At 74.4% G+C, this 18019-nt stretch carries 21 protein-coding genes; 8 read left to right on the top strand and 13 right to left on the bottom strand.

The window, feature by feature from the left end:
• Position 1: 1 nt before the first annotated feature.
• Genes ABD335_RS15025 through ABD335_RS15010 form a run of 4 tightly spaced genes read left to right on the top strand, consistent with a single transcriptional unit; the run spans position 2 to position 3742 of the window.
• Entirely contained in the window at positions 2-1111 is a 1110-nt protein-coding gene (locus tag ABD335_RS15025) for a sensor histidine kinase (protein ID WP_344322893.1), read from the top strand.
• Entirely contained in the window at positions 1108-1890 is a 783-nt protein-coding gene (locus ABD335_RS15020) for a LytR/AlgR family response regulator transcription factor (protein WP_344322891.1), read from the top strand. The genes ABD335_RS15025 and ABD335_RS15020 overlap by 4 nt, the downstream gene beginning before the upstream one ends.
• Positions 1887-2264, top strand: coding sequence for a hypothetical protein (locus tag ABD335_RS15015; RefSeq protein WP_344322889.1), 378 nt, complete (start codon positions 1887-1889; stop codon positions 2262-2264). The genes ABD335_RS15020 and ABD335_RS15015 overlap by 4 nt, the downstream gene beginning before the upstream one ends.
• Positions 2261-3742, top strand: coding sequence for a sodium/solute symporter (locus ABD335_RS15010; protein WP_344322887.1), 1482 nt, complete (start codon positions 2261-2263; stop codon positions 3740-3742). Before ABD335_RS15015 ends, ABD335_RS15010 begins: the two co-directional genes overlap by 4 nt.
• A gap of 50 nt (positions 3743-3792) precedes the next feature.
• Here ABD335_RS15010 and trpA read toward each other — a convergent pair whose 3' ends face one another.
• The 8 genes from trpA to hisI all read right to left on the bottom strand — a co-directional run bounded on the left by trpA (position 3793) and on the right by hisI (position 10223).
• Positions 3793-4620: a tryptophan synthase subunit alpha gene (gene trpA / locus ABD335_RS15005; RefSeq protein WP_344322885.1), complete on the bottom strand. Its 828-nt coding sequence runs from the start codon at positions 4618-4620 to the stop codon at positions 3793-3795.
• On the bottom strand, positions 4620-5870 hold the full coding sequence (gene trpB / locus ABD335_RS15000) for a tryptophan synthase subunit beta (protein WP_344322883.1): 1251 nt from the start codon (positions 5868-5870) through the stop codon (positions 4620-4622). The genes trpA and trpB overlap by 1 nt, the downstream gene beginning before the upstream one ends.
• A 233-nt stretch (positions 5871-6103) precedes the next feature.
• Positions 6104-6256 (bottom strand): tryptophan biosynthesis modulator TrpM, encoded by a 153-nt coding sequence (gene trpM, locus ABD335_RS14995; protein ID WP_344322881.1) that lies wholly within the window; start codon positions 6254-6256, stop codon positions 6104-6106.
• Between the two features lie 14 nt (positions 6257-6270).
• A complete protein-coding gene (gene trpC / locus ABD335_RS14990; protein ID WP_344322879.1) occupies positions 6271-7080 on the bottom strand; it encodes an indole-3-glycerol phosphate synthase TrpC in 810 nt (269 codons plus the stop codon).
• A gap of 265 nt (positions 7081-7345) precedes the next feature.
• Positions 7346-7588, bottom strand: a complete 243-nt coding sequence (locus ABD335_RS14985) for an HGxxPAAW family protein (protein ID WP_344322876.1) — start codon at positions 7586-7588, stop codon at positions 7346-7348.
• 48 nt (positions 7589-7636) lie between these two features.
• Positions 7637-8311 (bottom strand): TIGR02234 family membrane protein, encoded by a 675-nt coding sequence (locus tag ABD335_RS14980; protein ID WP_344322875.1) that lies wholly within the window; start codon positions 8309-8311, stop codon positions 7637-7639.
• Positions 8308-9843 carry an anthranilate synthase component I gene (locus ABD335_RS14975; protein WP_344322873.1) on the bottom strand — a complete coding sequence of 512 codons (1536 nt, stop codon included), beginning with the start codon at positions 9841-9843 and terminating at the stop codon, positions 8308-8310. The genes ABD335_RS14980 and ABD335_RS14975 overlap by 4 nt, the downstream gene beginning before the upstream one ends.
• Positions 9840-10223 (bottom strand): phosphoribosyl-AMP cyclohydrolase, encoded by a 384-nt coding sequence (hisI, locus tag ABD335_RS14970; protein WP_344322871.1) that lies wholly within the window; start codon positions 10221-10223, stop codon positions 9840-9842. Before hisI ends, ABD335_RS14975 begins: the two co-directional genes overlap by 4 nt.
• A 176-nt stretch (positions 10224-10399) precedes the next feature.
• Between hisI and ABD335_RS14965 the strand changes: the two genes are divergently transcribed.
• Both ABD335_RS14965 and ABD335_RS14960 read left to right on the top strand, forming a co-directional pair.
• Entirely contained in the window at positions 10400-11245 is an 846-nt protein-coding gene (locus ABD335_RS14965) for a hypothetical protein (RefSeq protein ID WP_344322869.1), read from the top strand.
• 48 nt (positions 11246-11293) lie between these two features.
• On the top strand, positions 11294-11932 hold the full coding sequence (locus ABD335_RS14960) for a TIGR03085 family metal-binding protein (RefSeq protein ID WP_344322867.1): 639 nt from the start codon (positions 11294-11296) through the stop codon (positions 11930-11932).
• A 51-nt stretch (positions 11933-11983) separates the two neighbouring features.
• Here ABD335_RS14960 and ABD335_RS14955 read toward each other — a convergent pair whose 3' ends face one another.
• Together ABD335_RS14955 and ABD335_RS14950 are read right to left on the bottom strand one after the other, a co-directional pair.
• Positions 11984-12646: a response regulator gene (locus ABD335_RS14955; RefSeq protein ID WP_344322864.1), complete on the bottom strand. Its 663-nt coding sequence runs from the start codon at positions 12644-12646 to the stop codon at positions 11984-11986.
• Positions 12643-13305 carry a sensor histidine kinase gene (locus tag ABD335_RS14950; protein WP_344322862.1) on the bottom strand — a complete coding sequence of 221 codons (663 nt, stop codon included), beginning with the start codon at positions 13303-13305 and terminating at the stop codon, positions 12643-12645. Before ABD335_RS14950 ends, ABD335_RS14955 begins: the two co-directional genes overlap by 4 nt.
• An 807-nt stretch (positions 13306-14112) precedes the next feature.
• On the opposite strand from ABD335_RS14950, the gene ABD335_RS14945 reads away from it, so the two are divergent.
• On the top strand, positions 14113-15201 hold the full coding sequence (locus ABD335_RS14945) for an inositol-3-phosphate synthase (protein WP_344322860.1): 1089 nt from the start codon (positions 14113-14115) through the stop codon (positions 15199-15201).
• 136 nt (positions 15202-15337) lie between these two features.
• On the top strand, positions 15338-16030 hold the full coding sequence (locus tag ABD335_RS14940; RefSeq protein WP_344322858.1) for an MBL fold metallo-hydrolase: 693 nt from the start codon (positions 15338-15340) through the stop codon (positions 16028-16030).
• Positions 16031-16075: 45 nt separating this feature from the next.
• Here ABD335_RS14940 and hisF read toward each other — a convergent pair whose 3' ends face one another.
• Genes hisF through priA form a run of 3 tightly spaced genes read right to left on the bottom strand, consistent with a single transcriptional unit; the run spans position 16076 to position 18000 of the window.
• Positions 16076-16846, bottom strand: a complete 771-nt coding sequence (gene hisF / locus ABD335_RS14935) for an imidazole glycerol phosphate synthase subunit HisF (protein WP_344322857.1) — start codon at positions 16844-16846, stop codon at positions 16076-16078.
• Positions 16847-17272, bottom strand: coding sequence for a RidA family protein (locus ABD335_RS14930; RefSeq protein ID WP_344322854.1), 426 nt, complete (start codon positions 17270-17272; stop codon positions 16847-16849).
• Positions 17269-18000, bottom strand: coding sequence for a bifunctional 1-(5-phosphoribosyl)-5-((5-phosphoribosylamino)methylideneamino)imidazole-4-carboxamide isomerase/phosphoribosylanthranilate isomerase PriA (priA, locus tag ABD335_RS14925; protein WP_344322852.1), 732 nt, complete (start codon positions 17998-18000; stop codon positions 17269-17271). Before priA ends, ABD335_RS14930 begins: the two co-directional genes overlap by 4 nt.
• Positions 18001-18019 lie beyond the last annotated feature (19 nt).

Below are 18019 nucleotides of genomic sequence, written 5' to 3'. Positions count from 1 at the left end.
CGTGGCCAGGAGAGCGTGGATCGGTGCCCGGCGGCGTGGCCGGGCGGGGCGCGGCGGTCCGGCGGGGGCCGACGTGCGCGCCACCGTGGAGGTGCTGCGGGAGGTGCGGCTGATCGGCGCCGATCTCCAGGAGGGGCTGCACGGCGGGCGGTCCGTCGTCGCCGCCCGGCGCGTCCGGCGGCTGCTGGGGGTCGACGCCGTCGTCCTGGCCGATCTGGACGGGCCCGTGGCCCGGCACGGGGCGCTGCCCGCGGACACCGACCTGGACGCGGTGCTCGCGCAGGTCTACGAGCACGGCACCACCTTCCGCAAGCCTCCGCTGTGCGCCGCCCCGCTGCTGGTGGCGGACGAGCTGACGGGCTGCCTGGTGGTCTGCGCCGCGCCCGACGCCCGGGTGCCGGAGGAGCGGGAGCTGGCCGAGGTCGCCGAGCTGGTGTCGCAGGCGCTGGACCACACCGAGCTGCGCAGCGCCCGCGCCCGGATCGCGGCGGCGGACCTGCGGACGCTGCGGGCCCAGATCTCCCCGCACTTCGTGCACAACGCCCTGGCCGTCATCGCCGCGCACATCCGCACCGACCCCGGCCGCGCCCGCCGGCTCCTCACCGACTTCGCGGACTACCTGCGCTACAGCTTCTCCACGGTCGGCGACTACGTCACGGTCGCCGCCGAGCTCCAGGCCACCCAGACCTACCTGGAGCTCCAGCGGGCCCGGTTCGACGACCGGATGGAGATCACCGTCCGGATGGCCCCGGAGATTCTTCCCGTCGCCATCCCCTTCCTCGTCGTCCAGCCCATAGTGGAAAATGCCGTGCGCCACGGGCTGGAGAAGAAGGCCGGTCCCGGACACATCAGCGTCTCGGGGTTCGGCGAGGGCCCCCTGTGCGTCATCGAGATCGAGGACGACGGGGTGGGCATGGAGCCGGAACTCGCACGGGCGATCCTCGCCGGAGTCGGTCCTCCCGCCAAGGGCGTCGGTCTGGCCAACGTCGACCGGCGACTGCGCACCGTCTACGGGCCGGAGTACGGCCTCGTCATCGAGACCGCGCCCGGCAACGGCACCAAGGTGACGATCCGGGTGCCGCGATTCATGCGAGGAGTGGTGACGGAATGAGCGGCTCTCCACGGGCCCTTCGGGTCCTCGTCGTCGAGGACGAGACCTCCACCCGGGAGGAGCTCGCCGACCTCCTCGCCGACCTCCCCGAGATCGGGGAGGTCCTGGTGGCCGAGAGCGGCACCAGGGCCGTCCAGTTGATGGGGGCGCACGTCTTCGACGCCGTCTTCCTGGACATCTCCATGCCCGGTCTGGACGGGATGGACGTGGCGCGGGTGATCGGCCGGCTGTCGTCCCCGCCCTCCATCGTCTTCGTCACCGCCTCGGAGTCCCACGCCATCGAGGCGTTCGGCATCGGCGCGGTGGACTACCTGCTCAAGCCCATCCGGCCGGAGCGGCTGGCCGAGTCGGTGTCCCGGGTGGGCGCCGCGCGGCGGGCCGCGGCGAACGGCGGCGTGGAGTCCGAGCCCCGGGACGAGCTGGCGGTGGTGCAGATCGACCACGGCCGCCGGACGGTGTTCGTGCGGCGCGACGACGTCCAGTTCGTGGAGGCGCACGGCGACTACATCAGGCTGCACACCGCCCAGGGCACGCACCTCATCCGGCTGCCGCTGTCCTATCTGGAGGAGATCTGGGCCCCGGCCGGCTTCGTGCGGGTGCACCGCGGCTATCTGGTGGCCGTCGGCTGGGTCCACGACCTGCGGGTCACCAGCTCGTCGGGGCTGGTGGCGTGCACCCCGGTGGGCGACGTGCCGGTCAGCCGCCGCCACGCCCGGGGGTTGAAGGAGCAGTTGCTGGAGGCGGCCCGCAAGGGGCAGTTGGGCAGGGCGGCCAGGTGAGCGGCGCGCGTCGGGTGAAGGTGACCAGTCCGCAGACCCGCCTCGCCCTGGCCCGCGGCCACCGCCGGCATCCGCAGTTGCTGCCGCTGCCCGCCCCGGCCGACGCCGAGGCCGCCCGCGCGGTGTTCGCCGCGCAGCGCCGGACCGCCCTGCGGACCGTGGCCCTGCTGGGGGTGGCGCTGTTCGGGTCCAGCGGGGCGGTGGCGGTGTGGCCCTCGCTGGACCGGATCTCGGTGGGGGGCGTGCCGGTGTCCTGGCTGGTGCTGGTCTTCGCCACCTATCCGGTGCTGCTGCTGCTCGCCGTGCACCACGTGCGGCGCGCCGAACGCGTGGAGGACCGCCACGACGCGGGCGGCGCCGGGGGCGGCTCGTGACCGCCGCGGCGGCCATGACGGCGATCGGTCTGGTCCTGGCCGCCAGTCTGGCCATCGGCCTCTACGGCGTCCACGCCGCCCGCACCAGCCCGGACTTCCTCGTCGCCTCCCGGCGCATCTCCCCCGGCTGGAACGCCATGGCGATCGCCGGGGAGTACGTCTCGGCCGCCTCGGTGCTCGGGCTGGCCGGGATGACCCTCAAGGACGGGCTGGGCGCGATGTGGTACGCGGTCGGCTTCACCGCCGGGTACGTCGCCGTGGTCGCCCTGGTGGCCGGGCCCATGCGGCGCTCGGGCGCGTTCACCGTGCCGGACTTCGCGGAGTACCGGCTGGGCTCGCCCGCGATCCGCAAGCTGTGCGGGCTGATCGTCCTGGTGATCATGTGGCTCTATCTGGTGCCGCAGTTCAAGGGCGCCGGGATGGTCCTCCATCTGGTCAGCGGCACTCCGTACTGGGTGGGGGTGGTGCTGGCCGGGCTGGTGGTGAGCGCGTCGATCGCGGTGGGCGGGATGCGGTCGGCCACCTACGTCCAGGCCTTCCACTACCTGGTCAAGCTGCTGTTCATCGCCGTGCCGGCGATCTATCTGGTGGTGTACGTCGGCGCGGAGACCCGGGCGGAGGCGCTGCGCCCGGTCCACGCCGGGGACCTCGCCTCCGAGCACTGGAGCCGTCCGCTGATCGACATCCAGGGGGCGGGGCTGCCGCTGCTGTCCACCTGGTCGGTGCTGCTGGCCACCACGCTGGGCGCGATCGGGCTGCCCCATGTGATCATGCGCTTCCACACCAGTCCCACGGCCCGGACCGCCCGTCGGGTGGCCGTGATGGTGATCGGCCTGCTGGGCGTCTTCTACCTGTTCCCGGCGGTCTACGGGCTGCTGGGACGGGTCTTCACCCCGCATCTGGTGTACAGCAACACCACCGACACCGTCTCGGTCGTCCTGCCGGGGGCCGCGGTGCCCGGGCTGCTGGGCAGCGTGCTGACCGCCCTGGTGGCGACCGGTGCCTTCGCGGCGTTCCTGTCCACCTCCTCCGGGCTGCTGCTGGCCCTGGCGGGCGGGCTCTCCCACGACCTGTTCGGCGGGGGCGTGTCCAGGCTGCGGGTGGCGGTGGTGGCGGGGGCGTTCGTGGCGGTGCTGCTGTCGCTGCCCGCCGGGCACCTGGACATCAACGTCGTGGTCGGCTGGGCGTTCGCGGTGGCGGCGTCCACGTTCTGTCCGCTGCTGGTGCTGGGCATCTGGTGGACCCGGCTGACGGTGACGGGCGCGGCGTGCGGGCTGGCCGTCGGGGCGGTCACGGCGACGGGGGCGGCGGTGCTGTCGGCCACCACCCGGCCGTCCTCGGCCTGGCTGACGGTGCTGCTCGCCCAGCCCGCGGCCTGGACCGTTCCGCTGGCCTTCCTCACCATGATCGTGGTGTCGTCGCGCGGCACCCCGGCCGACTGGTCCGAGCGGGCCGTCCTGCGACTGCACGCGCCCTGAGAGGCCCGGTGCCGGGCGTCCCAGGGCGCGTGCCGGGCGCGGACCGCGGACTACCGGTTCCGGTTCCCGCGCCGTACGCCCTCGGCCAGCTCGGCGGCGAGCTTCCGGATCGCGGCCAGACCGGCGTCCGGGTCCGCCGTGTGCTCCAGCAGGCGCTTGACGAAGGCCGAGCCGACGATCACGCCGTCCGCGAAGGAGGCGACCTTGGCGGCGTGGTCGGCGTTCGAGACGCCGATGCCGACGCACACCGGCAGGTCGGTGGTGGCGCGGACACGGCCCACCAGCTCCTCCGCCTCCTGTCCCATCGACTCGCGGGTGCCGGTGACGCCCATCAGGGAGGCGGCGTAGACGAAGCCGCTGCCCGCCGCGGTGATCTTCGCCAGCCGTTCGTCACGGCTGCTGGGGGCCACCACGAAGACGGTCGCCAGGCCGTGCTGCTCGGCCGCCTTGCGCCAGGTCTCGGACTCCTCCACCGGCAGGTCGGGGAGGATGCAGCCCGCGCCGCCCGCCTCGGCCAGTTCGGCGGCGAAGCGCTCGGGGCCGTAGCGGTCCACCGGGTTCCAGTACGTCATGCACAGCACCGGCGCCCCGGTGGCGGCGTGCGCCTCGCGCACGGTGCGCATCACGTCGGCGATCCGCACGCCGCCGCGCAGGGCGATGTCGTCGGCGGTCTGGATGACCGGACCGTCCATCACGGGGTCGCTGTGCGGCAGGCCGACCTCGACGATGTCGCAGCCGCTCTCCAGCAGGGCCGTGCAGGCGGCGATGCCGCCGTCCACGGTGGGGAACCCGGCGGGCAGGTAGCCCACCAGCGCGGCCCGTCCCTCGTTCTTCGCGTCCGCCAGGACGCGTCCCAGCAGTTCCGCCCGGCCCGCCATCACTCGGTCCCCTTCGCGGTGTCCGCACCGTCGTACAGCCCGAAGTAGCGAGCGGCGGTGTCCATGTCCTTGTCGCCGCGTCCGGAGAGGTTCACCAGCAGCAGCGCGTCCTCCCCGAGTTCGCGGCCCACCTCCAGGGCGCCGGCGAGCGCGTGCGCGCTCTCGATGGCCGGGATGATGCCCTCGGTCTCCGACAGCAGGCGCAGGGCCCGCATCGCCTCGTCGTCGGTCACCGGGCGGTACTCGCCGCGTCCGGTGTCCTTCAGGTAGGCGTGCTCGGGGCCGATGCCGGGGTAGTCCAGGCCGGCCGAGATCGAGTACGGCTCGGTGATCTGCCCCTCGTCGTCCTGGAGGACGTAGGAGCGCGAGCCGTGGAGGATGCCCGGCTCGCCGGCGGTCAGCGTCGCCGCGTGCTCGCCGGAGTCCACTCCGTGCCCGGCGGCCTCCAGGCCGATCAGGCGGACGGAGGTGTCGGGGATGAAGGCGTGGAACAGGCCGATGGCGTTGGAGCCGCCGCCGACGCAGGCCAGCACCGCGTCCGGCAGCCGTCCGGTGCGCTCCAGGATCTGCCGCCGGGCCTCGACGCCGATGACGCGGTGGAAGTCGCGCACCAGCGCCGGGAAGGGGTGGGGGCCGGCGACCGTGCCGAACAGGTAGTGGGTGTGGTCCACGTTGGCGACCCAGTCGCGGAACGCCTCGTTGATGGCGTCCTTCAGCGTCCGACTGCCGGAGGTGACGGGGACGACCTCGGCGCCCAGCATCCGCATCCGGGCGACGTTGAGCGCCTGGCGCTGGGTGTCGATCTCGCCCATGTAGATGGTGCACTCCAGGCCGAACAGGGCGCAGGCGGTGGCGGTGGCGACGCCGTGCTGGCCCGCGCCGGTCTCGGCGATGACGCGGGTCTTGCCCATGCGCCGGGTCAGCAGCGCCTGCCCCAGCACGTTGTTGATCTTGTGCGAGCCGGTGTGGTTGAGGTCCTCGCGCTTGAGGAAGACCCGGGCGCCGCCCGCGTGCTCGGCGAACCGCCGCACCTCGGTCAGCGCGCTGGGCCGGCCGGTGTAGTTGACGAGGAGGTCCTCCAGTTCGGCGGCGAAGGCGGGGTCGGCCTTCGCCTTCTCGTACTCGGCCGCCACCTCGTCCACGGCGGCGACGAGCGCCTCCGGGATGAACTTGCCGCCGAACGCGCCGAAGTACCCCTCGGCGGTCGGCACCCGGCCCTCGGGGTCGGGAACGAAGAAGTCGGTCGACATCCGACATGCTCCTTGTCGGGGCATGTGCCCCAGAGAGTTCGGTCAGAAGGAACGGTGCGCCGTCCGCCGCCTCGGCCGGGCCCGGTGGGACGGGCGCGGCGAAGCGGGCGTGACGGCGGTCGTGGAGGGGACGCGCGGAGCGTGGAAGGGGCGCGCGGCGATGCCGGGCGCCGCCCGTGGAAGCCGGTATCCGGTGTCCACGCCGGTCGGAGACCGGCGGACGGAGCCCGACCTCAGCGCGCGCGCCTCGCGCGCCATCGCTTTCCGTTGATCTGACCCGGCTCGCAGCCGATGTGGTAGCGCACGCGCCGTCCCAGCACCCGGCGCGCGGGCGCGCGGCAGCCGCGCGGGCGGCAGCCGCGGGCGAGGCGTGCGCTCAGGGACATCCGGGGGCCTCCGCTCAGTTCCCGCCGTGCCGCAGGGCGGGGTGGGCGCCCGCCGCGACCAGGTCGGCGACGGCGGCCTTCGGGTCCTTCCCGGTGACCAGCGACTCGCCGACGAGCACCGCGTCGGCGCCCTCGTTGGCGTAGGCGATCAGGTCGTGCGGGCCGCGCACGCCCGACTCGGCGACCTTGACGATGCCCTCGGGGATCTCGGGGGCGACCCGGGCGAAGGTGCCGCGGTCCACCTCCAGGGTCTTGAGGTTGCGGGCGTTCACGCCGATGACCTTCGCCCCGGCGTCCACGGCGCGCTCGACCTCCTCCTCGTCGTGCACCTCGACCAGCGGGGTGAGGCCGATGGACTCGGCCCGCTCCACCAGCGACACCAGCGCCGGCTGGTCGAGGGCGGCCACGATCAGCAGGGCCAGGTCCGCTCCGTGGGCCCGCGCCTCCCACAGCTGGTAGGAGGTGACGATGAAGTCCTTGCGGAGGACGGGGATGTCCACCCGGGCGCGCACGGCCTCCAGGTCGGCCAGCGAACCGCCGAACCGCCGTTGCTCGGTCAGCACCGAGATGACCGCCGCGCCGCCGGCCTCGTAGTCCGCGGCGAGCCCGGCCGGGTCCGCGATGGCGGCCAGCGCGCCCTTCGACGGGCTGGACCGCTTCACCTCGCAGATCACCGTGACGCCGTCGCCCTTCAGCGCGGCCGCTCCGTCGCGTGCCCGGGGCGCCTTGGCCGCGCGCTCCTTGAGTTCGTCGAGGCTGACGCGCGCCTGCCGCTCGGCGAGGTCGGCGCGGACCCCGTCGATGATCTCGTCGAGCACACTCACGCGAGCGGCCCCCTTCCTGGCTGGCTCGGGTCCCTGCGCCGGGCGCGGGGCTGGTCTGTCACCGCACTGCGATGGTATCGGGCTCCGGGCGGTGGCCCCGCATCCGGTCGGTCGGCGTCCCACATGCCGGCCGGCGCCCCGTGCCACCGGCCCACGAGAGGGGTGGCGACGGGGGCGGCGGTGGGGGTGGCGACGGAGGCGGCACGGAAAAGCGCGGTGCCGCAGCGTCGGCACCGCGCCCGGTGAGCCGCCCCCGGCGGCCCGGCTACAGCTGCTCCGCCCGCTCCTTGGGCCGGGTCAGCCGGCCCTGCTCGTGCTCCGGCTGGCCCATGCCCATCGAGCGCATCACCAGCCCGGCGAGGGCACCGAGGAGGATGATCGCCACCCCGGCCCAGAATCCGACCGGCTCGGCCATCACGGTGAAGACCGAGGCGACGCAGAAGCCGATGAACGAGATGGTGACGCCGGTCCAGGCGGCAGGAGTGTGTCCGTGGTTGTTGCCCGCCATTGAGTGCTCCTCGTAGGTCCGATCTGGGGTCGCTCACCAGCCATTGTGTCAGGGAGCTTTTCCGCCTCCTCCGGCGGTGGGGTCCTCGCCCCGGTCGAGGGCCTTCCACAGCTCCTCGGGGCGGTCCGGATCGGAGACCGGCCGCTTCCCCCTCCCCGGACGGGCGCCGCCCGCGCGCTCGTGGCGGCCCGACATCGCGGGCCAGGCGCGTCCGTGACGCAGCGCCAGCAGCCCGGCGACCAGCAGCAGAGCGCCACCGGCGGCGGTCACCCACGGCCACGGCCCGAAGGCGACGGACTCCACCGCGCCGCGGGTCAGGCCGGTGACCTCGGCCGCCTCGGCGTCCAGCGCGGCCGTCCCCTGCCCGCCCCGGACGGCCAGGGGCGCGGCGACGGCGGTGCCCGCGCCGCACAGGGTCAGCAGCGCGGCGACGAGCGTCCGGCCGGCGCGGCGGACGGCGAAGACGGCGACCAGCGCGGCCAGGGCGACCAGGGCCAGGGCGCTGGGCAGCCCCGTCACCTCGCCGCCCGTGACCTCGATCGGCAGCTCGCCCTGTGCCAGGACCGCGGTGCCCTCGCCCCAGACCCGCCCCGAGGCCACCAGGACCGCGGCGGCGCCGAGCGTGCCGCAGGCCAGCGCGGCGGCGAGCGCGCGCCGGGACGCGGCGGAGGCGGCGGGCGCCGGGGGCGTGGCGGGGGTGTCGGCGGGAGGCGGGGAAGTCACTCCCCCACGCTACCGCCGAGCCGTCCGGCGGTGCGCACCGCCCTGAGCACCGCCGCGGCCTTGTTGCGGCACTCGGTGTCCTCCGCCACCGGGTCGGAGTCCGCGACGACGCCGGCGCCCGCCTGGACGTAGGCCGTCCCGTCGCGCAGCAGGGCGGTGCGGATGGCGATGGCGGTGTCGGCGTCGCCCGCGAAGTCCAGGTAGCCGACGCAGCCGCCGTACAGGCCGCGGCGGGTCGGCTCCAGCTCCTCGATGATCTGCAGCGCGCGCGGCTTGGGCGCTCCCGAGAGGGTGCCGGCGGGGAAGCAGGCGGTGAGCGCGTCGAAGGCGGTGCGGCCCTCCGCCAGCCGTCCGGTCACCGTGGAGACGATGTGCATCACGTGGCTGTAGCGCTCGACGGACATGAAGTCGACGACCTCGACGCTGCCGGGCTCGCAGACCCGGCCCAGGTCGTTGCGGCCCAGGTCGACGAGCATCAGGTGCTCGGCGCGCTCCTTGGGGTCGGCCAGCAGCTCCTCGGCGAGCGCGGCGTCCTCCTGCGGGGTCGCGCCGCGCGGGCGGGTGCCGGCGATGGGGTGCATCATGGCGCGCCCGTCCTCGACCTTCACCAGCGCCTCGGGGCTGGAGCCGACGACGTCGAAACCGTCGAAGCGCAGCAGGTACATGTACGGGCTGGGGTTGGTCGCGCGCAGCACGCGGTAGACGTCGAGCGCGCTCGCCGGGCAGGGCGCCCCGAACCGCTGCGAGGGCACCACCTGGAACGCCTCGCCCGCGCGGATGCGCTCCTTGATCTCCTCCACGGCCTCCTGGTAGGCCCGTCCGCCCCACAGGGCGGTGTACTCGGGCAGCTCGGACGGCGGCAGGGGGGTGGCCCCGGCGGGCGCGGGGCGGGCGAGGTCGGCGGTCATGGCGTCCAGGCGCCGCACCGCGTCGGCGTACGCCTCGTCCACGCCGGTGTCGAGGTCGTTGTGGTTGATGGCGTTGGCGATCAGCAGCACGGTGCCGTCGCGGTGATCGAGGACCGCGAGGTCGGAGGTGAGCATCATGGTCAGCTCGGGCAGCCCCAGGTCGTCGCGGGTGCTGTCGCCGATGCGCTCCAGGCGCCGCACGATGTCGTAGCCGAGGTAGCCGACCATGCCGCCGGTGAAGGGCGGCAGGTCGCCGTCGCGGTGGAGGTCGCGGGGGGTGTGCAGGGCCTCCACCGTGGCGCGCAGCGCCGCGAGCGGGTCGCCGTCGGTGGGGACGCCGACCGGTGGGGCGCCCAGCCAGTGGGCCCGCCCGTCGCGGACGGTGAGCGTGGCGGAGGTGCGCACGCCCACGAAGGAGTAGCGCGACCAGGTGCGGCCGTTCTCCGCCGACTCCAGCAGGAAGGTGCCGGGGCGCTCGGCGGCGAGCTTGCGGTAGAGGGCGATGGGGGTGTCGCCGTCGGCCAGCAGACGCCGGGTGACCGGGACGACCCGGCGGTCCTTGGCGAGCGTGCGGAAGGTCTCCAGGTCGGGCGCGGTGCCGGGGAGGGCGTCCGAGACGGTCATGCCGGGCCGTCCTCCCGCCCGTCCGCGGGGCCGCCCAGCGGCAGCTCGCCGGCGTCGAAGCAGGTCCGGTCGCCGGTGTGGCAGGCGGCGCCCACCTGGTCGACCTTGACCAGGACGGTGTCGCCGTCGCAGTCCAGGGCCACGGACTTCACGTACTGGACGTGCCCGGAGGTGTCGCCCTTGACCCAGTACTCGCCGCGGCTGCGGCTCCAGTAGGTGCAGCGGCCGGTGGTGAGGGTGCGGTGCAGCGCCTCGTCGTCCATCCAGCCCAGCATCAGCACCTCTCCGGTGTCGTACTGCTGGGCGATGGCGGGCACCAGGCCGTCGGGGGTGCGCTTGAGGCGGGCGGCCACGGCTGGGTCGAGTGGGGATCGGGGCATGGGGTCATTGTGCCGCCGGGCGCCCGTGTGCCGCGACAACCTTCCGGCCCGCGGACGGAGCGCGCAGGGGGACGGAGCGGCGGGAGGGGCCGCGCCGCGCCCGGTTGCCCGGCTGTGGCAGGGTTGTGACGCACTCGGTGCTTCGCTTGTCCGTGCGGTACGGCATTCTGTCGCCCATGAGCTTTCCACCGCCGCCCAACGGCGCGCACAATTCCGGCCCAGGTGGCGGTTTCGGTCCGCCCCAGGGCTTCGGTCCGCCCGAGCCGCCGGGACCGCCCGCGGGCGGTTACGGCTATCCCGGGCCTCCCGCCGGCTACGGCCACCCCGGCCCGCCGGCCGGTCCCGGCGGCTACGGTCCGGGCGGCCCCGGGGCACCGGGCGGTCCCTTCCCACCCCCGCCGGGCGGAGGCGGCGGGGGCAACGGCGGGAAGGTCGCCGCCATCATCATCGCCGCGGTCCTCGTGGCCGGACTGATCGTCGGCGGCGTGCTCTTCGCCGCCGCCGGCGGCGACGACGACCGGAAGAACCGGGCCCGGTCGAGCGCCACGCCCAGCGCGACGGCCGAGGCCGAGGACCCCTCGCCGGAGGCCACCGAGGACCCGACGGACCTGCCGAGTCTCGACATACCCACGCCGAGCGTGACGGCGCCCAGCGAACTCGTCCCGTACGTGGTGCTCGAACCCGGCACCTGCTTCGACCACCCGTCGCTGAGCAGCGACGTCACGAAGGTGGAGGAGCGGTCCTGCGACGAGCCGCACAACGGCGAGGTGATCGCCAACGAGACCCTCACCGGCGACTTCGCCACCGAGACGGAGTTGCAGGAGAAGGTGCTGGAGCTGTGCAAGGCGGACGCCGAGAAGCGGCTGAAGCGGATGCCGGCGGACGGCAGGATGTACTACTACTACGCGATCTACCCGGCGCTGACGACGTACGAGATCCGCGGCGAGGACCAGATCTCCTGCTCGCTGACGCTCAGCAACGAGCAGGACGGCGAGAAGCTGTCCGCGCCGCTGCCGGGCTGACCGGTGCGGTGCGTGGCGTGGGTCGGCGCGCGGTCGTAGGCTGACCGTATGTCGACCCACGCCAGGCGCGAACGTCTTCTGCTGGCCGATCTGTTGGAGAGCGTCGGACCCGAGGCGCCCACCCTGTGCGACGGGTGGCGGACCCGGGACCTGGCCGCCCACCTCGTGGTGCGCGAGCGCCGCGCGGACGCGGCCGGGGGCATCCTGGTCAGGGCGCTCCAGTCCCGGTTGGAGCGCGTACAGGGCGAGTTCGCGGCCAAGCCGTACGAGGAGCTGATCCAGCTCATCCGTACCGGGCCGCCGCGGATGTCGCCCTTCACGCTCAAGCAGGTCGACGAGGCGGCCAACACCGTCGAGTTCTTCCTCCACGGCGAGGACGTCCGGCGCGCGCAGCCGGACTGGGCCCCGCGCGAGATCGACCCGGTCTTCGCCGACGCCCTGTGGCGGCGGCTGGAGACCAGCGCCCGGCTCTACGGCCGCCGGTCCCCGGTCGGTCTGGTGCTGCGCCGCCCCAACGGCCAGGTGGTGGTGGCGCGCAAGGGCACCCCGGTCGTGACCGTCACGGGCGAGCCCTCCGAGCTGCTGGTCTTCGTCTCCGGCCGGCAGGGCGCGGCACGTGTGGAGCTGGAGGGCGACGCGGAGGCCGTCGAGCGCGTCCGCAGGGCGCGGCTCGGCATGGAGCTGTGACGCCGCGGTGACGTCCGGGCGCGGCGGGCGCCTCGCGCGCCCCCGTCCCGCTCACTCGCCCAGGCCCGCCTCGCGGGCCCGGGCGGCGGCCGCCATCCGGTCGCTCACCTGGAGTTTGGCGAAGATGTGGGAGATGTGGTTGCGGACGGTCTTGTCCGACAGGACCAGCTCCCGGGCGATCCGCCGGTTCCCGTAGCCGCGGGCGAGCAGGTCGAGGATCTGCCGCTCGCGGTTGGTGAGTTGGGGGAAGGCCACTCGCGAGGGCGTGTCGTGGACCGCGGAGAAGTAGTGGCCCAGCCGGTCCGCGACGAACGGACTGAACACCGCTCCGCCCTCGGCGACCGTCCGCACGGCCCTCAGCAGCTCCTCGCGGGGGGCGCCCTTGACCACGTAGCCCCGGGCCCCGGCGCGCAGGGCCGATATCACCGCGTCGTCCTCCTCCAGGGCCGACAGCACCAGCACCCGGGGGACGGGCTCCCGGTCCGGCGGCGAGGCGGTGATCATCCGGGTGGCCTCGGTGCCCGGGCAGTCGGGCAGCCCCAGGTCCATCAGGACGACGTCGGCCGTCACCTCTCCGCCGCGCAGGGCCCGGACGGCCTCCTGCCCGGTGGCCGCCTCCCCCACGACGGCCATGTCGGCCACGCTCTCGACGGTGTGGCGGGCGCCGGCCCGGAACATCGGGTGGTCGTCGACGAGGAAGACCCGGATCGTCATGGGCGCCCCCACGGCAGCACGGCCCTGACGAGGGTGCCCCGCGCGGCGTCCGGCCGGGGCAGGACGGCGCACCTGCCGCCCAGTTCCTCGGCGCGTCGGCCGATGGACGCCAGGCCGGTGCCCCACCGTCCCTTCCCCGTCGAGCCGGTGCCGACGCCGTCGTCGACGGTCTCCAGGACCAGGACGCGGCGGCGGGGGTCGGCGGTCAGCCGTGTGGTCACGGTGGACGCCGACGCGTGCCGCAGCGCGTTGGTCAGGCTCTCGGACGCGATCCGGTAGACCGCCAGCTCCAGCGCGGGCGGCAGGTCCGGCAGCCGGTCCGGCACGTCCGCGGTGACGGTCGCGGACATGCCGTCCAGCCGTGCCGCGAGGCGCCGCAGCGCCCCGGGCAGCCCCGTGTCGGCGAAGTCCGGCGGCCGCAGGTCGCCGACGACGCAGCGGATCTGGTCGATGAGCCTGCCCGTCTCGTGCGCCGCCTCGGTCACCAGGCGGCGCGCCTCGGGCTCGTCGGCCAGGATCGCCCCGGCGGTCTCCAGCCGCAGCCGTATCCCGGTCAGGGTCGCGCCCAGGGTGTCGTGCAGGTCGCGCCCCAGGCGGCGGCGCTCGTCTTCCCGGGCGGAAATCAGGCGTTCGCGCCAGAGGTTCGACCCCTCTCGCATTTCCCGCCTTTCCGGCCGGGCGCCCCGCGCGTCATTGAGGGTCGGTGACGGCGTCGGTGTTTTTGTTTTAAACGATTCCGGTCCCGCGTTCCGGTCCGGTGACTCGCCCCCCGGTTTCACTTCCCGGCACATGAGCCGCTCGGTCCCACGACTTCCCGGCGTCGCCATGAAAAGTTCCCCCAATTCTTCTGAGTCTCGAACATTAATACAGTTGCGACTCTTTCCGGAGGGATGTATTCAGCCACCCGTCGACGGGGTTGACCAGGCATTTAATCGATACATCACAGGGGGTTTCCGTACGACAGCGGGCCGTGACGGACATTCGTCGCGACACCGGAGTTGGCGCAAAACGATGGGTGGGCGCCGGGCGCGTGCCCGGCGCCCGACGGACGCCTCCCCCACCCGGCGGCACCGCAGGGCCCCCCTTCCGGGACTCCATGGGACCGCACTCCCACGAAACCGGGACGACCGACCTCCTACGTTGAGGAGGTCCGGCACGCCCGGAGGCCGGAGGACCGACTGATTCCGGAACCCTCCCGGAAGTGCCTCCTTCCCGCCCCTCCCCACCTCGAAGGGAAATTCCATGGTGCGCGATGCCCTATGTCGGCGGATTTCACGATCGGCCGTGGGAGCCGCGAAGGTGTCGGCGGACGCCGCGACGGCCGCCGCCTTCCCCCTCCGCCACGGGACGCCGCACGGAACGGCGGAGTGCCCCGCCCCGATTCGACGGAGCTTTGCCGGGGGCTTTTCCGTTCGTGGCAACCGCAACGTGCCCGGGGTCCGGGTCCACCGCGGGGAGGAGGCGCGGTGACGGACCGACGGGCGTACGGCGGACGGGGCGCCACCGGTGTCTGGCTGGTGGGCGCGCGCGGCTCGCTGGCGGCCACCACGATCGCGGGCGCGGCGGCGCTGCGAGCGGGCCTGGTACGGCCCACGGGGTGCGTCACGGCACGGCGCGAACTCGCCTCCCTGGACCTGCCCCGCTTCGACGACCTGGTCTTCGGCGGGCACGACATCGCCGGCCCCGGCCTCCCGCGGCGGGTGGAGGAACTCGCCGAGCGGGGCGTCATGCCGCCGGGCCTGCCCCGCCTGGTACGCGACGAGCTGCTCGCCGCCGAGGAGGAGATCCGGACCGGAGCGACCGGGGGCGACGGCGGGCGCGACCAGCGGGAGACGATCCTCACCCTGGCCGACGACCTCGTCGCGTTCCGGCGGCGGTGGGGCCTGGACCGCGTCGTCGTGGTCAACGTCGCCTCCCCCGACCCGGTCCCGCCGCCCCACCCCGCCCACGCCTCGCTGCCCGCGTTGCGGAAGGCGCTCGCGGCCGGGGAGAACGTCCTGCCGGACAGCGCGCTGTACGCCTGCGCCGCGCTGCGGGCGGACTGTCCCTATGTCGACTTCACCCCGTCGGCCGCTCTCCGGCTCCCGGCCGTGCGGGAGTTGGCCGCGGAGCGGGGAATGCCGTACGCCGGCCGCGCCGGCAGGAGCGGCGAGACCCTGCTGACGTCGGTGCCGGTGTCGGTGCCGGCGTTCGCGCGGCGGGCGCCGGCCGCGCGGTCCGGGTCCGGCCCGTCCGCGGCCGGCGGGTCCGGCGGGTCCGGAGGATGGCGGACCGCCCGGGACGAGATGTCCTTCGAGGGCTTCCTGGGCACTCGGATGACCCTGCGGCTCGCCTGGCGGGGCTGCGAGTCCGTCCTGGCCGCTCCCCTGGTCCTCGACCTCGCCCGGCTGATGGCGCTGGCCGACCGGGCGGGCGTCCGGGGCCCGGTGCGGGAGTTGGCGTTCTTCTTCGAGGACCCCGTCCCGGACGACCCCGCCGACGCGGACCGGGCCTCCCTGGCCGAGCAGTACGCGGCGCTGGTGGCCTGGGCGCACGGCCTGCGCGTGCCCGTGTGACCTCCGCGCCCCGCCGCGCCGCCCGTCCACCGGGTTCCGGCCACCGGTCCCGGCCACCGGTTCCGCCCACGGCGGACGGTTTACGCCGCCGGCGGACGGCGTGGCGGGACGCCCGCGGCGCCCGTAGGTTCGCGGCATGGAGACGACCCTGGTACGGCCCGGACTGCACATGTTCACCTTCGCCGTGGGACAGGCGTACCTCTGGCACGACCCCGGGTCGCTGACCCTGATCGACACCGGTCCCGCCGGCTCCGGGGCGGACATCGTCGCGGCCGTCCGGGAGGCGGGGCACGAGCCGGGCGACATCGACCGCGTGATCCTGACCCACTTCCACGAGGACCACACCGGCGGCGCCGCCGAACTCGCCGCCCTGCCCGGGGTGACCGTCATGGCGCACCGGCTGGAGGCGCCCGTGATCCGGGGCGAGGTGCCCGGCCCGCCGCCGAACTTCGCCGACGCGCCCGACTGGGAGCGCGCCCTGTACGAGAACCTGCCCGACCTCCCCCCGGCCCCGCCGTGCCGCGTCGACCGCGAACTGGAGGACGGCGACGTGCTCGACGTCGGCGGCGGCGCCCGGGTGCTGGCCGTGCCCGGTCACACCGACGGCAGCATCGCGCTCCACCTGCCCGGCCCGGGCGTGCTGTTCACCGGCGACACCGCCGCCAACGTCGGGGGCCGGACCATGCCGGGGGTGTTCAACCTCGACCGCGCCCGGCTGCTGGAGTCCTTCCGCCGGCTCGCCGCGCCGGCGACGGAGACCGCCTGCTTCGGCCACGGAGATCCGATCGTCCGCGGTGCGGCGGAGGCGCTGCGGAGGGCCGCCGGCTGACGCATCCGGCCGCCTCCCGGCGCGGAAGGCGGCCGGAACACCGCGTCAGCGCACCGGGTGGCCCGCCGCGCGCAGGGTCTCCTTGACCTGGCCGATGCGCAGGTCGCCGAAGTGGAAGACGCTGGCGGCCAGCACCGCGTCGGCGCCCGCCTCCACCGCCGGGGGGAAGTCGGCGAGCCTGCCCGCGCCGCCGGAGGCGATCACGGGAATGGTGACGTGCTTGCGGACGGCGCCGATCATGGCGATGTCGTAGCCGTCCTTGGTGCCGTCGGCGTCCATGGAGTTGAGCAGGATCTCCCCGGCGCCCAGCTCTGCGGCCCGGTGCGCCCACTCCACCGCGTCGATGCCCGTGCCGCGCCGGCCGCCGTGCGTGGTGACCTCGAAGCCCGACGGCGTCACCGTCCCCTCCGGGCAGCGGCGGGCGTCCACCGACAGCACCAGCACCTGGCTGCCGAAGCGTTCGGCGATCTCCCGGATCAGCTCCGGGCGGGCGATGGCCGCGGTGTTGACGCCGACCTTGTCGGCGCCCGCGCGCAGCAGCTTGTCCACGTCCTCGGCGCTGCGCACTCCGCCGCCCACCGTGAGCGGGATGAAGACCTGCTCGGCGGTGCGCCGCACCACGTCGTAGGTGGTCTCGCGGTTGCCGGAGGAGGCGGTGATGTCGAGGAAGGTCAGCTCGTCGGCGCCCTCCGCGTCGTACACCTTGGCCATCTCGACCGGGTCGCCCGCGTCGCGCAGGTTCTGGAAGTTGACCCCCTTGACGACCCGGCCGCCGTCCACGTCCAGGCAGGGGATGACTCGTACGGCCAGGGACACCTAGGGACGCTCCTTCGTGTTGCGGAAGGCTTCGATCTCCACCTCGACCAGCACGCGCGAGTCGACGAAGCCCGAGACGACCACGAGCGTCGCGGCGGGGCGGACGGAGCCGAAGAGCTCCTGGTGGGCGCGGCCCACCTCCTCCACGTCGCGCGCGTGGGTCACGTACATGCGGGTGCGGACGACGGAGGAGGCGTCCAGGCCGAACCGCTCCAGCGCGGCCAGGGCGTTGCCGAACGCCGCCTTCGCCTGCGCGTACGGGTCCCCCTCGCCCTGCACCGCTCCGTCGACCAGGGGCATCGTGCCCGAGACCAGGACCCGGTCGCCGGCCGCGACGGCACGCGCGACACCGATGGTGTCCTCCCACGGGCTGTCGGACCGGACGCGCTCGATCGCCCCCCGTTCCACCGCCGCGGAGTCCGTCACCGGGACACCGCCTCCAACGCCTCTTCCAGGGTGAACGCCTTGGCGTAGAGAGCCTTGCCCACGATGGCGCCCTCGACGCCCTCGGGCACCAGACCGGCCAGCGCCCGCAGGTCGTCGAGGGACGAGACCCCGCCGGAGGCGACGACCGGGCGGTCGGTGGCGGCGCAGACGTTCCTCAGCAGTTCCAGGTTGGGGCCCTGGAGGGTGCCGTCCTTGGCGATGTCGGTGACGACGTAGCGGGCGCAGCCCTCGGAGTCGAGCCGCGCCAGCGTCTCGTAGAGGTCTCCGCCGTCGCGGGTCCAGCCGCGCCCGCGCAGGGTGGTGCCGCGGACGTCCAGGCCGACCGCGATCTTGTCGCCGTGCTCGGCGATCACCTTGGCCACCCACTCGGGGCTCTCCAGGGCGGCGGTGCCCAGGTTGACCCGCGTGCAGCCGGTGGCCAGGGCGGCGGCCAGCGTCTCGTCGTCGCGGATGCCGCCGGAGAGCTCCACCTTGATGTCCATCGCGCGGACGACCTCGGCGATCCGCTCGCGGTTGTCGCCGGTGCCGAACGCCGCGTCGAGGTCCACCAGGTGCAGCCACTCGGCGCCCGCCCGCTGCCAGGTCAGGGCGGCCTCCAGCGGGTCGCCGTAGGAGGTCTCGGTGCCGGACTCGCCGTGGACGAGGCGGACCGCCTGTCCGTCGCGGACGTCGACGGCGGGGAGGAGTTCGAGACGGTGGGTGCTCATCGGGTGGCGGTCCTCGCGT

This window comes from Streptomyces macrosporus (assembly GCF_039533145.1).
Taxonomy (GTDB): Bacteria; Actinomycetota; Actinomycetes; order Streptomycetales; family Streptomycetaceae; genus Streptomyces; species Streptomyces macrosporus.
Note: the sequence above shows the minus strand (reverse complement) of the source record. Positions and strands in the feature narration are given on the sequence as shown.

Excerpts from the sequence above, each read along its gene's own strand:
- ABD335_RS14955 (WP_344322864.1), bottom strand. The coding sequence starts at position 12,646 with ATGACGATCCGGGTCTTCCTCGTCGACGACCACCCGATGTTCCGGGCC.
- hisI (WP_344322871.1), bottom strand. The coding sequence starts at position 10,223 with ATGCCCCGATCCCCACTCGACCCAGCCGTGGCCGCCCGCCTCAAGCGC.
- priA (WP_344322852.1), bottom strand. The coding sequence starts at position 18,000 with ATGAGCACCCACCGTCTCGAACTCCTCCCCGCCGTCGACGTCCGCGAC.
- trpA (WP_344322885.1), bottom strand. The coding sequence starts at position 4,620 with ATGGCGGGCCGGGCGGAACTGCTGGGACGCGTCCTGGCGGACGCGAAG.
- ABD335_RS14950 (WP_344322862.1), bottom strand. The coding sequence starts at position 13,305 with ATGCGAGAGGGGTCGAACCTCTGGCGCGAACGCCTGATTTCCGCCCGG.
- ABD335_RS14960 (WP_344322867.1), top strand. The coding sequence starts at position 11,294 with ATGTCGACCCACGCCAGGCGCGAACGTCTTCTGCTGGCCGATCTGTTG.
- ABD335_RS14940 (WP_344322858.1), top strand. The coding sequence starts at position 15,338 with ATGGAGACGACCCTGGTACGGCCCGGACTGCACATGTTCACCTTCGCC.
- trpM (WP_344322881.1), bottom strand. The coding sequence starts at position 6,256 with ATGTCCCTGAGCGCACGCCTCGCCCGCGGCTGCCGCCCGCGCGGCTGC.
- trpB (WP_344322883.1), bottom strand. The coding sequence starts at position 5,870 with ATGTCGACCGACTTCTTCGTTCCCGACCCCGAGGGCCGGGTGCCGACC.
- ABD335_RS14965 (WP_344322869.1), top strand. The coding sequence starts at position 10,400 with ATGAGCTTTCCACCGCCGCCCAACGGCGCGCACAATTCCGGCCCAGGT.
- ABD335_RS15020 (WP_344322891.1), top strand. The coding sequence starts at position 1,108 with ATGAGCGGCTCTCCACGGGCCCTTCGGGTCCTCGTCGTCGAGGACGAG.
- ABD335_RS14975 (WP_344322873.1), bottom strand. The coding sequence starts at position 9,843 with ATGACCGTCTCGGACGCCCTCCCCGGCACCGCGCCCGACCTGGAGACC.
- ABD335_RS14985 (WP_344322876.1), bottom strand. The coding sequence starts at position 7,588 with ATGGCGGGCAACAACCACGGACACACTCCTGCCGCCTGGACCGGCGTC.